The 15,186-nt window shown below is 73.1% G+C and carries 8 protein-coding genes; 7 read left to right on the forward strand and 1 reads right to left on the reverse strand.

Going from position 1 to position 15,186, the window contains the following annotated elements:
- Positions 1-3 precede the first annotated feature (3 nt).
- The 7 genes from C8250_RS28485 (at position 4) to C8250_RS28515 (ending at position 12,938) form a co-directional block, all read left to right on the forward strand.
- Entirely contained in the window at positions 4-5,418 is a 5,415-nt protein-coding gene (locus tag C8250_RS28485; protein WP_138357904.1) for a type I polyketide synthase, read from the forward strand.
- 50 nt (positions 5,419-5,468) lie between these two features.
- Positions 5,469-8,651: a type I polyketide synthase gene (locus C8250_RS28490; RefSeq protein ID WP_138357906.1), complete on the forward strand. Its 3,183-nt coding sequence runs from the start codon at positions 5,469-5,471 to the stop codon at positions 8,649-8,651.
- A 109-nt stretch (positions 8,652-8,760) separates the two neighbouring features.
- On the forward strand, positions 8,761-9,624 hold the full coding sequence (locus C8250_RS28495; RefSeq protein ID WP_138357908.1) for a hypothetical protein: 864 nt from the start codon (positions 8,761-8,763) through the stop codon (positions 9,622-9,624).
- Position 9,625: 1 nt separating this feature from the next.
- A complete protein-coding gene (locus tag C8250_RS28500; protein WP_138357910.1) occupies positions 9,626-10,660 on the forward strand; it encodes an ABC transporter ATP-binding protein in 1,035 nt (344 codons plus the stop codon).
- The gene (locus C8250_RS28505; protein ID WP_138357912.1) at positions 10,657-11,394 is read left to right on the forward strand and encodes an ABC transporter permease; all 738 of its coding nucleotides are present in this window, start codon (positions 10,657-10,659) and stop codon (positions 11,392-11,394) included. The genes C8250_RS28500 and C8250_RS28505 overlap by 4 nt, the downstream gene beginning before the upstream one ends.
- Before the next feature lie 130 nt (positions 11,395-11,524).
- The gene (locus C8250_RS28510) at positions 11,525-12,427 is read left to right on the forward strand and encodes a proline iminopeptidase-family hydrolase (RefSeq protein WP_138357914.1); all 903 of its coding nucleotides are present in this window, start codon (positions 11,525-11,527) and stop codon (positions 12,425-12,427) included.
- Positions 12,428-12,485: 58 nt separating this feature from the next.
- On the forward strand, positions 12,486-12,938 hold the full coding sequence (locus C8250_RS28515; RefSeq protein WP_138357916.1) for a VOC family protein: 453 nt from the start codon (positions 12,486-12,488) through the stop codon (positions 12,936-12,938).
- A gap of 70 nt (positions 12,939-13,008) precedes the next feature.
- Here the strand turns inward: C8250_RS28515 and C8250_RS28520 are convergent, their stop codons facing one another.
- Positions 13,009-15,156, reverse strand: a complete 2,148-nt coding sequence (locus C8250_RS28520; RefSeq protein WP_138357918.1) for a condensation domain-containing protein — start codon at positions 15,154-15,156, stop codon at positions 13,009-13,011.
- Positions 15,157-15,186 lie beyond the last annotated feature (30 nt).

Below are 15,186 nucleotides of genomic sequence, written 5' to 3' on the forward strand. Positions count from 1 at the left end.
CTGATGGCGGACGAGAAGCAGCTGGTCGACACACTCAAGCGGGTCGCCGCTGACCTGCACGACGCCCGTCGGCGGCTGCGGGAGGCGGAGGACAAGGACCGCGAGCCGATCGCGATCATCGGTATGGCCTGCCGCTTCCCGGGCGGCGTCACCTCGCCCGAGGAGCTGTGGGAGCTGCTCGCGGCCGGCGAGGACGGTCTGACGCCGTTCCCCACCGACCGCGGCTGGAACCTCACCCAGTTCCAGGACAGCGAACGGGAGAAGGGCGGCGCGGCGGGCGACGGCGCGCCCGAGGGCGGCTTCCTCGCCGACGCCGCCGAGTTCGACGCCGAGTTCTTCGGGATCAGCCCCCGCGAGGCCCTCGCGATGGACCCGCAGCAGCGGGTGCTGCTGGAGACGTCGTGGGAGGCGCTGGAACGCGCGGGGATCGACCCGGTGGCACTGTCCGGCACCCGCACGGCGGTCTTCACCGGTGTCAGCAGCTCCGACTACCTGCGCGGGCTGCAGAAGATGCCCGCCGAGGTCGCCGGCCACATGATGACCGGTGTCGCGGGCAGCGTCCTGTCCGGCCGGGTCTCGTACGCGCTGGGCCTGGAGGGCCCGGCCGTCACCATCGACACCGCCTGCTCGTCCGCCCTGGTCGCCCTGCACCTCGCGGGCCAGGCGCTGCGGGCGGGGGAGTGCACGCTGGCACTGGCCGGCGGGGTGACGGTGATGGGCTCCGCCGGAACGTTCCTGGAGTTCAGCCGGGCGGACGGGCTGGCCGGCGACGGCCGCTGCAAGCCGTTCGCGGAGGCCGCCGACGGCACCGGCCTGTCGGAGGGCGTCGGCGTCCTGCTGCTGGAGAAGCTCAGCGACGCCCGGCGCAACGGGCACCGCGTGCTGGCCGTGGTCCGCGGCAGCGCCGTCAACCAGGACGGCGCCAGCAACGGGCTCACCGCGCCCAACGGGCCGTCCCAGCAGCGCGTCATCCGGCAGGCGCTGGCGAGCGCCCGGCTGTCCGCCGACCAGGTCGACGCGGTCGAGGCGCACGGCACCGGCACCAAGCTGGGCGATCCCATCGAGGCGCAGGCGCTCATCGCCGCCTACGGCCAGGAGCGCCCGCAGGACCAGCCGCTGTGGCTGGGCTCGATCAAGTCCAACCTCGGGCACACCCAGGGCGCGGCGGGTGTCGCCGGGATCATCAAGATGGTGCTCGCCCTGCACCACGAGGAGCTGCCGCGCACCCTGCACGTGGACGCGCCCAGCTCGCACGTCGACTGGTCGGCAGGCACCGTCGAGCTACTGACCGAGGCCCGGCCGTGGCCGGCGGGGGAGCGGACCCGCCGTGCGGGTGTCTCGTCCTTCGGCATCAGCGGCACGAACGCCCACGTCATCGTGGAGGAGACCCCGGCCGAGGAGACGGCGGAGGAGCCCGCCGTCGCCGAACTGCCGGTGGTGCCGTGGCTGCTGTCCGCCCGCACCTCGGAGGCGCTGACCGCCCAGGCCGGGCGGTTGCACGCGTACCTGCGGGACGGCTCCGTGGCCGCCGACCCGTCCACGGTCGGCTCGGCCCTCGCCACGACGCGCTCCGCCTTCCCGTACCGGGCGGGCGTGGTGGCCGGTGGCCGGGAGGAACTGCTCACCGCGCTCGCGGCCCTTGCCGACGGCGGGAGCGCGCCGGGCGTCCTGCGCGACGGCCCCGGATCCGGCCGGCTCGGCTTCCTGTTCACCGGCCAGGGCAGCCAGCGGGCCGGCATGGGGCGGGAGCTCTACGCCGCGTTCCCGGTGTTCGCGGCGGCGCTCGACGAGGTGGCGGCGGCGTTCGACGCGCACCTGGACCGTCCGCTCAAGGACGTGCTGTTCGGGGACGACGGATCGCTGGACGCTACCGGCTACACCCAGCCCGCGCTGTTCGCCCTGGAGGTGGCGCTGTTCCGGCAGGTCGCCGCGTGGGGCATCAAGCCGCAGGTGCTGGCCGGTCACTCCATCGGTGAGCTGGCCGCAGCGCATGTGGCGGGGGTCTGGTCCCTGGAGGACGCGGCGCTGCTGGTCGCGGCTCGCGGCCGGCTGATGCAGCAACTGCCGTCCGGCGGTGCGATGGCGGCGATCCAGGCCACCGAGGCCGAGGTCCTGCCGCGCCTTACCGACCGGGTCGGGATCGCGGCCGTCAACGGGCCCACCTCCATCGTCGTCTCGGGCGACGAGGACGCGGTCCGGCAGGTCGTCACGTACTTCGACGAGCAGGGCCGCAAGACCAAGCGCCTCACCGTCAGCCACGCCTTCCACTCCGTCCACATGGAGCCGATGCTCGAGGAGTTCCGCGCCGTCGCGGCCGGGCTCACGTACCACGCGCCCTCGATCCCGATCGTGTCGACGCTCACCGGGCAGACCGCCACCACCGAAGAACTGACCGACCCCGCCTACTGGGTCCGGCACGTCCGTGAGGCCGTGCGCTTCGCCGACGCCGTGACGGCGCTGGAGGAGCGGGGCGTCAGCGCGTTCCTGGAACTGGGGCCCGACGCCGTGCTGAGCGCGATGGGCGCCGAGAGCGTGACAGACCCCGTTGCGTCGGTCCTGGTCCCCGCGCTGCGCCGGGACCGCGACGAGGCACAGACCCTGGTGGAGGCCGTCACCCGCCTGTACCTGCGCGGTATCGGCGTCGACTGGCGGGCGTTCTTCGCGGGCCGCGCCGCCGCCGGACTCGTGGACCTGCCGACGTACGCCTTCCAGCACCGCGGCTACTGGTTCACGTCCAACGCCCTGCCCAGTGGCGACGCCGCCGACTTCGGCCAGGACACGGCGGGACATCCGCTGCTCGGCGCGGCCGTGAGCATCCCCGAGTCGGACGGGCTGCTGTTCACCGGGCGGCTGTCCTTGGCCACCCACCCGTGGCTGGCCGACCACGCCGTCAACGGCACCGTGATCGTCCCCGGCACCGCGCTCGTCGAGATCGCCGTGCACGCCGGTGACCTGGCGGGCTGCGGCACGCTGGAGGAACTGACGCTCCACGCGCCGCTGGTCGTCCCCGCCGTGGGCGCCGTCCAGGTGCGGTTGCGGCTGGACGGCGGCGAGCAGCGTGCCGTGACGATCTTCTCCCGGCCGGAGGGCGCGCCGGAGGGCACGGCCTGGACGCGGCACGCCGACGGCACGCTCACCGAGCAGGCCCCCGCCGCCGGGTTCGACCTGGCGCAGTGGCCCCCGGCCGGCGCCGAGCCGGTCGCGGTGGACGACCTCTACGACGAGCTGGAAGGCCGCGGCCTGGAGTACGGCCCGGCCTTCCAGGGCCTGCGGGCCGCCTGGCTGCTCGGCGACGAGGTCTTCGCCGAGGTCGCGCTGCCCGAGCGGGAGGAGTCGCAGGCCGGGCTGTTCGGTCTGCACCCGGCCCTGCTGGACGCCGCGCTGCACGCGGTCGCGCTGGGCGGCCCCGGCCTGATGAGCGGCCCGGCCGACGCGGACGCGGGCGCCATGTGGCTGCCCTTCGCCTGGTCGGACGTCACCCTGCACGCCTCGGGCGCCACGGCGCTGCGGGTACGGCTCGCCCCGGCGGCCACCCCCGGCGGGGTCTCGGTGCGGGTCGCGGACGCCGAGGGCGGCGCGGTCGCGTCGATCGGCACGCTCACCCTGCGACCGGTGTCCGCAGCCCAGTTGGGCACCCCGGACACCTCGGACGACGCGCTGTTCACCGTCGAGTGGAAGCAGATCACCTCCGCTGCCACGGACTCCGGACCCGCGCCGACCGTTCTGACGGCACCGGCCGGGCGCTCTGCCGCCGACGCGGTCGCCTCCGTACTGACGGATCTTCAGGAGTGGCTGGCCGATGAGGCGAACGAGGACGGGCGGCTGCTCGTCCTGACCCGTGGCGCGGCGGCGGTGACCCCCGGCGAGGGGGTGACGGATCTGGGCCAGGCGGCGGTGACCGGTCTCGTCCGGGCCGCCCAGGCCGAGAACCCGGGCCGCATCGTCCTGCTGGACACCGACGCGGACGGAGTTCCGGAGGGCGTGCTCTCCGCCGCCGAATCCGAACTGGCACTCCGTGACGGTGTGTTGTGGGCGCCGCGGCTCGTCCGCGTCGGCACGTCGGAGGCGGAAGCCGAAGGTGCCCCCTGGCGCTCCGACGGCACCGTACTGATCACCGGTGGCACCGGCGGTCTGGGCGCGCTCGTCGCCCGGCACCTGGTCACCGCCCGGGGCGTACGGAACCTGCTGCTCGTCAGCCGGCGCGGCCCGGAGGCGCCCGGAGCGGACACCCTGGTCGCCGAACTGGAGGCGGCCGGCGCCGCGGTGACCGTCGCGGCCTGCGACGTCTCGAACCGCGACAGCCTCGCCGGACTGCTGGCGGGTGTCGTCCGGCTCAGCGCGGTCGTGCACACGGCCGGCATCGTGGACGACGGTGTCATCGGCAAGCTGACCCCGGCCCGCGTCGCGTCCGTCCTCGGCCCGAAGGCCGACGCCGCCCGTCACCTGCACGAGCTGACGGCGGACCTGGAGCTGGACGCGTTCGTCCTGTTCTCCTCCGCGGCCGGCGTCTTCGGCGGCGCGGGACAGGGCAACTACGCGGCCGCCAACACCTATCTGGACGGCCTCGCCGCGCAGCGCCGGGCAGCGGGCCTGCCCGGCACGGCGCTCGCCTGGGGCCTGTGGGACCCGGCGACGGGCGGCATGGGGTCGGCCCTGACCGGGGCCGACGTCGAACGGATGGCGCGCGGCGGCATCCTCGCCCTCGGCCAGGAGCAGGGCCTCGCGCTGTTCGACACGGCGGTGGCCGCGGACCGGGCGCTCCTGGTGCCGGTCGGTCTGGACACCCGGGCCCTGGGCCGCGCCATGAGCGGTGAGGTGCCCGGCATGTTCCGGTCGCTGGTGCGCGGGCCGGTACGGCGCGCGGCGGCGGCCGGCGGAGCGGGCGCGGCCGACGGCGGTCTCACCGCGCGGCTGGCGGCGCTGCCGGCCGGCGAACGGCCGCAGCTGGTGCTGGGGCTGGTCCGCAAGCAGGTCGCGGCCGTGCTCGGCTTCGCCGCCGACCAGCCCGTCGAGGCGGAGAAGCCGTTCAAGGACTTCGGCTTCGACTCGCTGACGGCCGTGGAGTTCCGCAACCGCCTCGTCGTCGAGACCGGGGTGCGGCTGCCGGCCACGCTCGTCTTCGACTACCCGACACCGCTGGAGCTGGCCGACCACCTCCTCCAGGCGCTGGCCCCCGCCGACGACGACCCCGCGCAGGCGCTGCTCGCGAGCCTGGAACAGCTCGAACCGCTGCTGAACACCGACGGGTTGGACAAGCTGACCCGCTCCAAGGTCACCGTGCGCCTCCAAGCGCTGATGTCCCGCTGGCACGACGCGGCAGCGCCCGCGCCGGCCGCCCAGGACGCGGCGGCGACCGTCGACGAGGCCTCGGACGACGAGCTGTTCGCGCTGCTGGACGGCGAGATCGGCTCCGACTGACCCGTCCCACCTGATCGCCCGCTCGCCCGATACAAGGAGCTGAAGCACGCATGACCACGGACACCGAACAGAAGCTCCGCGACTATCTGAAGCGGGCAACCACCGATCTCCTCCAGGCCCGCCGCCGTATCCAGGACCTGGAGGACAGGACCCGCGAACCCGTCGCCATCGTCGGCATGAGCTGCCGCTACCCGGGCGGGATCACCTCGCCCGAGGAGCTGTGGGAGCTGCTGGCCGCCGGTGGCGACGGCGCCGGCGGCTTCCCCACCGACCGGGGCTGGGACGTCGAGAACCTCTACGACCCCGACCCGAACGCCCTGGGCAAGAGCTACGCCAAGGAGGGCGGATTCCTCGCCGGGGCCGGGGACTTCGACGCCGCGTTCTTCGGCATCAGCCCGCGTGAGGCGCTGGCCATGGACCCGCAGCAGCGGCTGCTGCTCGAGGCGTCCTGGGAGGCGTTCGAACACGCCGGGATCGACCCGGCGACCGTCCGCGGCACCCGGACCGGCGTCTACGCGGGCGTCATGTACCACGACTACGGCTCGGACCGGGCGTCGATCCCGGACGGCGTCGAGGGCTTCCTCGGCACCGGTACGGCCGGCAGCGTGCTGTCCGGGCGGGTCTCGTACGCCTTGGGGCTGCAGGGCCCGGCCGTCACCGTCGACACCGCCTGCTCGTCGTCGCTGGTGACCCTGCACCTGGCGATGCAGGCGCTGCGCAACGGCGAATGCGGTCTCGCGCTGGCCGGCGGTGTCACCGTCATGGCCACCCCCGACACGTTCATCGACTTCAGCAGGCAGCGCGGGCTGGCCCCGGACGGCCGGTGCAAGCCGTTCGCGAAGGCCGCCGACGGCACCGGCTGGGGCGAGGGCGTCGGTGTGCTGCTCCTGGAGCGGCTCTCCGACGCGCGCCGCAACGGGCACCCCGTCCTCGCCCTGGTGCGGGGCAGCTCCATCAACCAGGACGGCGCCAGCAACGGCCTCACCGCCCCCAGCGGCCCGTCCCAGCAGCAGGTGATCCTGGAGGCGCTGGCCGCCGCCGGGCTGAGCACCGGTGACATCGACGCCGTCGAGGCGCACGGCACCGGCACCGTCCTGGGCGACCCGATCGAGGCGCAGGCGCTCATCGCGACCTACGGCCAGGACCGGCCCGCGGACCAGCCGCTGTGGCTCGGCTCGGTGAAGTCCAACCTCGGCCACACCCAGGCCGCCGCGGGCGCCGCCGGCGTCATCAAGATGGTGATGGCGCTGCGGCACGCGGTGCTCCCCAAGTCGCTGCACATCGACGAGGCCAGCCCGCACGTCGACTGGTCGGCGGGCGCCGTCGAACTGCTCGCCGAGGCCCGCGCCTGGCCCGACAGCGGCCGGCCGCGCCGCGCCGCGGTGTCCGCGTTCGGCATCAGCGGCACCAACGCCCACGTCGTCCTGGAGCAGGCACCGCAGGAGGAGCCGGCCGAGGCCGCCGCGGCCCCGGAGATCCGTCCGGTGCCCTGGCTGCTGTCCGCGAAGGGCGCCGCGGGACTGCGCGCCCAGGCCGCCCGGCTGCACGCGCACGTCACGGACCGCCCGGACCTGTCGGCCGCCGACATCGGACTGTCCCTGGCCACCTCCCGCAGCCAGCTCAGCCACCGGGCGGCGCTCGTCGCCGACAGCCGGGCGGACCTGCTGGCCGCGCTGGAGGGGCTCGCGGCGGGCAGCCAGGGCCCGGCCGTGGTCCAGGAGACGCAGGGGAGCGGACGTATCGCCTTCCTCTTCACCGGGCAGGGCAGCCAGAAGCCCGGCATGGGCCGTGAACTGCATGCCTCGCAGCCGGCGTTCGCGCGGGCGCTGGACGCCGCGTGCGCCGCGCTCGACCCGCACCTCGAACACCCCCTCCAGCAGGTGCTGTTCGCCGAGCCGGGCATCGCGGAGGCGGCGCTGCTGGACACGACCGGCTACGCGCAGCCCGCGCTCTTCGCCCTCGAAGTGGCCCTGTACCGGCTGCTGGAGTCCTGGGGCGTGCGGCCCGACCTGCTCGCCGGGCACTCGATCGGCGAACTGGCCGCCGCGCACGTCGCCGGGCTCTGGTCGCTGGAGGACGCGGCGGCGCTCGTCGCCGCCCGCGGCCGGCTGATGCAGGCGCTGCCGGCCGGCGGCGCGATGGCGGCCCTCCAGGCCACCGAGGCGGAGGTGCTGCCGCGGCTGGCCGAAGGAGTCGGGATCGCGGCGGTCAACGGCCCGGAGGCCGTCGTGGTCTCCGGCGACGAGGCGGCGGTCGAGGCGGTCGCCGGGTACTTCCGTGACCTGGGCCGCAAGACCAAGCGCCTCACCGTCAGCCACGCCTTCCACTCCGCGCTGATGGAGCCGATGCTCGACGGGTTCGGGCGGGTGGCCGCAGGGCTGACGTACCTCGAGCCGACCATCGCGATCGTGTCGTCCCTCACCGGCAAGCCCGTCACCGCGCAGGAGCTGCGCAGCCCCGACTACTGGGTGCGGCACGTCCGCGAGACGGTGCGCTTCGCCGACGCCGTGGGCAGCCTGGCGGCCGAGGGCGCCGCCACGTTCGTCGAACTGGGCCCGGACGCCGTCCTGTCCTCGCTGGTCCGCGACTGCCTGACCGCACCGGCGCCCGCCGCCGTGCTCCCCGTGCTGCGCAGGGACCGCACCGAGCCGCACGCGGTCACCGAGGCCGCCGCCCGGCTGCGGATGCGCGGCGCCGCCGTGGACTGGACCGCGCTCTTCGACGGCACCGGCGCACGCCGGACCCCGCTGCCCACGTACGCCTTCCAGCACCAGCACTACTGGCTGGCGGCAGCCGGCCGCGCCTCGGCCGGACCCGCCGCTCCCGGTGCCGCCGGCAGCGTCCTGGACCTGCCGGACGCCGTCGGGGGGCACCTCCCAGCGGTAGCTGGGGGAGAGCCGGCCGACGATCCGCTGGAGTTCCAGCGGCGGCTGCACGCGGCCGACGGCCCGGCCCGCGCCGAGCTCCTGCTGGAGCTGGTGCGTTCGGTCACCGCGTCCGTCCTCGGCCACGCGTCCGCCGAGGAGATCGAGGACGACAGCGAGTTCATCGACCTCGGGTTCTCCTCGCTGCTCGCCGTCGAGTTCCGCGACCGGATCGGCGCGGCCGTCGGCGCACGCCTGTCCGCCGCCGTGATCTACGAGTACGAGACGCCCGAGGAGCTGGCCGAGCACCTGCTGGAGACCGTGGAAGCGGCACCGGCCCCGGCCGCGGCGAGTACTCCCGACGAGTAGGGGGCGCTAGGGGGTCCGCTAGGGGATCTCAGTGCAATTGCCCGCTTCTAGCATCGGAAGCACTCCCCATGCGGGTGCACGGGACAGCAGGGAACGGAAGGGGCTGTTGGTGGAGAAATCCGATGCATGGTGGGAAATCGGCGGCAAGGGCCCAGGAGATCTGGTCCTCGCTGTCGACTTCACGGCCACCGGGCGACCCGATGCGCGATTCGCCGACATCGTCGGCCTCACCGCCACCAGCCATCCGGTCTGGGAGACGATGCCGCAGGCCATCGCCACCGACATCGGGCCGTCGGGCGAGGAGTACCTCGACCGCTGGTTCGAGGACGTCCGCGCGAGCGGGCAGCAGGTCGGTGCCGTACTCGGCTTCTGCGCCGGAGCGGTGTACGCCGCCGCCCTGGCCGGCCGCATAGCGCAGTGGCAGGAACGAGCCCCCCAGCTCATCCTGTTCGACCCCGAGCAGGCCAACGCCTTCGGTCTGCTCTGGCAGTTCCACAAGTCCGTCGAGCTGTTCGCGGGAATCATCGGTGCCGAACCGGTCGCCGAGGCCCAGGAGACCGCCCGGCAGGCGCTGGAGGCCGACCCCGAGAACCTCGGGTACATCGGCCCGGTGCTCGTCGGACTCTTCCGGGAGATCAGCGAAGCCGCCTTCGACGAGATCGAGCTGGAACCCGAGAGCCGGACCGAGTTCACCGAGTCCTTCACCTCCTTCGTCGCCTATGTCGTCGCGGCCGGCCAGCTCAACTCCTCGGCCGCCACCGCGTGGACGGACGCCGTCGCCTTCAGCTCCGGAAGCCCGCTCAGCGGACTCAATCGGCTGCGTTCCACCGACCCGGACGGCGCGGCCGGAGCAGTGGCCCGTGAACTCCGGTTCGACTGCGATCACACCGACCTGCTGCGTGACGAAGGCGCCGCCACGGCGCTGGCCGAGCTGCTGACCGCACAGGACCTCTCCCGACAGATCCGGATGTGACATGAAGACCACAGAGAAGACCACCGCCAGGGCAGAGGGGACCGTTCCGGTAGCGGCACCGCCGGAGCCCGCGCCGGCTCCCGCAGCCGCTGAGGCCAAGGGGAAGTCCGGGCCCGCGTCCCAGGCCGAGCCGGCCATCCGCGTCACCGGACTGCGCAAGGTCTACGGCGAGGTCCAGGCGGTCAAGGGCATCGACCTGACCATCGCCCCCGGCGAGGTCGTGGCGCTCCTCGGCCCCAACGGCGCGGGCAAGTCCACCACCATCGACATGATCCTCGGCCTGTCCCACCCCACCTCCGGTGAGATCAGCATCTTCGGCCGGGCCCCCTACCTCGCGGTACGGGAAGGGCTGGTCAGCGCCGTCCTCCAGGAGGGCTCGCTGATCGACGACATCTCCGTCCGCGAGACGCTGGAGATGATCTCCTCTCTCTACAAGAAGCCGCTGCCCCTCGACGAGGTGCTGCGCCGCGCCAACATCGAGGACATCGTCGACCGCCGCGGCACCAAGCTCTCCGGCGGCCAGCGCCAGCGCGCCCGCTTCGCCTGCGCGCTCATCGGCAACCCGCAGCTCCTGGTGCTCGACGAGCCGACCTCCGCCATGGACGTCGGCAGTCGCCGCAAGTTCTGGGAGTCCATGCGGAAGTTCACCGACACCGGCCGCACCGTGGTCTTCGCGACCCACTACCTGGACGAGGCCGAGGAGTTCGCCGACCGCGTCGTCCTCATGCGCGGTGGCGAGATCGCCGCCGACGGCACCGTCGCCAAGATCCGTGCCCTCACCGCGGGCCGCGTGCTGCGCGCCTCGGTCCCCGACGCGAAGGAGGCGGACCTGCGCGCACTGCCCGGCGTGACCGCCGCCGCGCTGCGCCTGGGCCGTGTCGAACTGCACTGCGAGGACTCCGACAAGAGCCTGCGCGCCCTGCTCACCACCTACCCCGACGCGTACGACATCGAGATCAGCGCCAGCGGGCTGGAAGAGGCGTTCCTCTCGCTGACCGCCGCCGACGAGACGGACGTGCAGGAGGACGCCGCATGACCGGCTACCTGTCCATCGAGATCAAGCGGATGCTCCGCGGCCCGCGCTTCATCATCTTCGCGATCGTGCTGCCCGTGGGCCTCTACCTCATGGAGTGCATGCTCTACAAGAACCAGGTGATCCCGCACTCCAACGGCATCACGTACAGCGCCTGGCTGATGTGCAGCCTCGCCGCGTACAGCGCCTTCACCTCCTCCATGCACACCAGCGCCCGGGTCGCCCACGAGCGTTCCATCGGCTGGCACCGCCAGCTGCGGCTCACCCCGCTGCTGCCGCGCAACTACCTGCTCTCGAAGATCGTCGTCAGCATGATCGTGGCGCTGCCCGGCCCGCTCTTCGTGGCGCTCGCGGGCGCCACCCTCCAGGACGTGCACCTCTCCGTCGCCGGCTGGCTGCAGATCACCCTGGGCATCTGGATCGCCGCCCTGCCGTGCGCGGTGCTCGGCCTGGTCATCGGCCTGTACGTGGCCGTCGAGCAGCAGCAGATGTACCTCCAGGGCCTGGTGCTGCTGTTCGGGTTCCTCGGCGGGCTGCTCCTGCCCACCACGGGATTCCCGGGCTGGCTGACCGCGGTCGTCAAGACCCTGCCGAGCTACTGGCTCGCCGACATCGGCCACGGTGCCCTGCTGCACGGCACCCGCACCCTCGTCGCCGCCCTGGTGCTCGCCGGCTGGACGGTCGTCCTGTCCGGGGCCGTCATCCTCAACTCCCGCCGTGAGGCCGCCAGGGCCTGATCGTCGCCCGGCCGCCGGCACCGGCGCCGTCAGCGGGGAAGCCTCCCGCCGACGGCGCCGGTGTCGTTTCCCGGCCGTTCCCTTCTCCCCACCCGAGCCACCGCCGAGCCGAGACATGAGGTACTCCACGATGTTCCCCGCCCCCACCCAGAAGGGCACCGCCCCCTTCCGCGGCCACCGCACCTGGTACCGGGTCACCGGCGATCTGCACACCGGGCGCACCCCGCTCGTCATCGCCCACGGCGGCCCCGGTTCCACCCACGACTACCTGCTGCGGATGACCGAACTCGCCGCGTCCACCGGCCGCCCGGTGATCCACTACGACCAGATCGGCAACGGCGGCTCCACCCGGCTGCCCGACCGCGGCGCCGACTTCTGGACCGTCGACCTCTTCCTCGACGAGCTGGACAACCTCCTCGCCCACCTCGGCATCGCCGACGACTACCTGCTGTTCGGCCAGTCCTGGGGCGGCATGCTGGGCGCCGAGCACGCCGTCCGCCGTCCCGCCGGGCTGCGCGGCCTCGTCATCGCCAACTCCCCGGCCTCCATGCCGCTGTGGCGCGCGGCGTGCGAGGGCCTCAAGGACGCGATGCCGCCGGTGCACCGCGACACCCTGCGCCGCCACGAGGCCACCGAGGACTTCGACCACCCGGACTACCAGCGCTCCGTGTACGCCTTCTACCAGCGCCATGTCTGCCGGGCGAACCCGCTGCCGCGCGAGGTCGCCGCCACCCTCCTGGAGCTGCAGAGCGACCCGACGGTCTACGGCACCATGAACGGCCCCAACGACTTCCACGTCATCGGCACCCTGAAGGACTGGACGGTCATCGACCGGCTGCCGGCCGTCGCCGTCCCGACCCTGATCATCTCGGGCGCGTACGACGAGGCCACACCCGCCACCATCCAGCCGTTCCTCGACCACATCCCCGGCGCCCGCTGGGAGCTCTTCGAGCAGTCCAGCCACATGCCGCACGTCGAGGAGCCCGAGCGCTTCGACACCGTCATGAAGGCCTGGCTGGCCGAGGTCGGCTGACGAGCGGGGCGGCGCGGTCGGACCGGCCGCTGTCAGTCCCTCCGGGCACGATCGAGGGATGACCACTCTGCAGATCAGCATCGACTGTGCCGAACCCGCCGTGCTGGTCCCCTTCTGGGCGACCGCCCTGGGGTACCGCGAGGAGGAACCGCCCGCCGGGTTCGCGACCTGGCGGGCGTACTGGATCAGCATCGGGGTGCCCGAGGACGAGCTCGGCGACCCGTCCAACAGCTGCGCCGACTCGCTCGTCGACCCGACGGGCGCCGGGCCCCGCATCTTCTTCCAGGTCGTGCCGGAAGCCAAGACGATCAAGAACCGGCTGCATCTGGACCTGAAGGTCGGCGGCGGCCGGGACGTACCGCTGGAGACCCGTACCGCCCGTGTGAACGCCGAGGCCGAACGGCTGGTGGCCGCCGGCGCCACGAAGGTCCGCGTCCTGTCGCAGGACGGCCTGGACCACTACGGGGTCACCCTCCAGGACCCCGAGGGCAACGAGTTCTGCGTCGCGTAGGCAAGAAAGAGGGGCTCGTACCGGATGGATCAGCCGGTACGAGCCCCTCCGTCGTGCTTCCTGCGGCCCGCTACGCCTTCTTGCCCGAGATGTACGCGCTGAGCTTCTCCGGGGTCGGGTGAGCGAACAGGTCGGCCAGCCGGATCTTCACCTGGATACCGGTGGTGCGCTTGACGCGCTGCAGCAGCTGGACGGCGAGCAGCGAGTGGCCGCCGCTGGTGAAGAAGCCGGAATCCGCGTCCAGGTCCTCGCGCTTGAGGAACTGCTTCCACAGCGCGATCAGCGCACGGGTCAGCTCGGTGGTGTCCACCGGCTCCGGCGCGGCCTCGGTGCGCAGCAGCTCCTCGGCACGCAGCCGCAGGCCTTGCAGGTCAGGGGCGCCGTTCACGGTCGGAAGCCCCTCGGTGACGATGATGCGGGCCGGCTCCGCCGGGCCGGGAAGGTCGGTGCGCACCTGCTTCCAGAGCTGGTCCAGCAGGCCGGGACCGGCCTCGATGCCGGCGGTGGCGACGAAGGAAACGAGGACCCCGCCCGCGGCGACGGTCACGGCGGCGTCGATGGCGGGGTGCGCGAGCAGTGCGGCGTCGACGTCCTCCAGGCCGAACGCGAGCCCTTGCACGGTCACCCGGCGGTCCAGCCGGCCGAGGATCTCGATCCGGCCGTCGGGAAGCCAGCGGGCCACGTCACCGGTGCGGGTGACCGCCTCGTCGGCGAGGCAGAGCTCGCCGCGGACGCCCACCGGCAGCTCCGTCCCGTCGGGGGCGGCCACGAAGGCCCGGGTCAGGGCCGAACTGTCGGACTTGGCGGCGAGCTTCGCGTAGCCGGAGAACGGTGCGACGGACGGGCCGAGCAGGGCCTCGGGCAGGCCGTCCCGGTGGCCGGCCAGGACCGCGGCGTGGTCGGCCGCGCTCCAGCCGGAGATCTCCCCGATCGGCCGGTCCAGCTGGTCGCCGAGGGTGCACAGCAGGGCGTCGTAGCGGGCGAGCAGCAGCTCCACGTCGGCCGGGGTGAAGACCTGGGTACGGAACACGGCGCGGATCGTGGTCTTCGCCGACTCGGGCTCCGGCATGAAGAAGAACTCCAGGTCGAACTTGCTGAAGCCGTTCTCCACCCCACGGATCCTGGCCGGGTGCCCGGCCACCTCGAACGTTCCCGAGGTGCCGCCCGGCACGTAGTTGAACAGGTGGTTGAAGAGCGAGTTCCGCCAGGAGGAGGAGCCGCCGTCCCGCACCTCGTCCAGTACGGACTCGGCGGTCACGCCCGGCTCGCCCAGGCTCTCCAGGAACACCGCGCGGGCCCGGTTCACCAGCCGCTTGAACGGCTTGGCCGGGTCCATCCGCACCCGCAGCGGCAGCACGTTGACGTGATAGCCGATGGCGCCCTCGTGGCCGGGCGGCCGCACGCTGACGGGTGAGCCGACGACGATGTCCGAGCCCGCGCCGTGCTGGGCGAGCAGCAGGTAGTACGCGGCCAGCAGGATCACGGCCTCCGGCGCGCGCAGCTCGCGCTGCAGGCGGCCGACCACGGCGAGGGCGTCGTCCGACAGCAGGTACTGCAGGGTGTCGCCCGCCAGGTTCGGGGTGGCCGAGGCCGGATTCCCGTACCAGAGGCCGTCGTCCGCGCCGCGGAAACCGCGGAGCTGGTCGCGCCAGAAGTCGACGCTCTCCTCGGACGGCTCCGCCTCGACGACCGCGGCGACCGGGTCGGTCGCGTACGTGTCGGGCGCCTGATAGGCGCTGATCAGCTCACCGAGCAGCGTGACGGTCGACATCGCGTCGAAGACGAGGTGGTGGAGCGCGACGCTCACCACATCGCCGGCGCCGCCCGCCCGCCGGAAGCGCGCCGCCCTGACGAGCGGGCTCCCGTCCAGGGCGAACGGCTCCGCGACGAACGCCTCGACGGCGGCCTGGAGAGCGTCCTCGGCGGCTTCCGTCTCGGTGACGTCGATCGAGGTGACGTCGACCGAGGTGATCGCGTCGGCCGCCAGCACCTCCTTGGTGAGGTCGGTCTCGGAGGTGCGGAAGACGGTGCGCAGGATGTCGTACTTGCGCACCACCAGGGTCAGCGCCCGGGACAGCGCCGCGGAGTCGATCTCACCCTCCACGTCGAAGGTCAGGGACAGGTTGTTGACGCCCGATCCCGGTACCAGCCGCTCCAGCAGCCAAAGGTCCGTCTCCTTACGGGTGGCCGCTGTCGGCGCGGGGTCCTGAACAACCATGTCGGATCTCTCCTCATACGAGTCATACGG

The sequence above is a fragment of the Streptomyces sp. So13.3 genome (assembly GCF_005860785.2).
GTDB classification, from domain to species: domain Bacteria; phylum Actinomycetota; class Actinomycetes; order Streptomycetales; family Streptomycetaceae; genus Actinacidiphila; species Actinacidiphila fildesensis.

Bases quoted from the DNA above. Each gene is read 5' to 3' on its own strand.
- C8250_RS28485 (WP_138357904.1), top strand. From the start codon at position 4: ATGGCGGACGAGAAGCAGCTGGTCGACACACTCAAGCGGGTCGCCGCT.
- C8250_RS28505 (WP_138357912.1), top strand. From the start codon at position 10,657: ATGACCGGCTACCTGTCCATCGAGATCAAGCGGATGCTCCGCGGCCCG.
- C8250_RS28520 (WP_138357918.1), bottom strand. From the start codon at position 15,156: ATGGTTGTTCAGGACCCCGCGCCGACAGCGGCCACCCGTAAGGAGACG.
- C8250_RS28515 (WP_138357916.1), top strand. From the start codon at position 12,486: ATGACCACTCTGCAGATCAGCATCGACTGTGCCGAACCCGCCGTGCTG.
- C8250_RS28510 (WP_138357914.1), top strand. From the start codon at position 11,525: ATGTTCCCCGCCCCCACCCAGAAGGGCACCGCCCCCTTCCGCGGCCAC.
- C8250_RS28490 (WP_138357906.1), top strand. From the start codon at position 5,469: ATGACCACGGACACCGAACAGAAGCTCCGCGACTATCTGAAGCGGGCA.
- C8250_RS28500 (WP_138357910.1), top strand. From the start codon at position 9,626: ATGAAGACCACAGAGAAGACCACCGCCAGGGCAGAGGGGACCGTTCCG.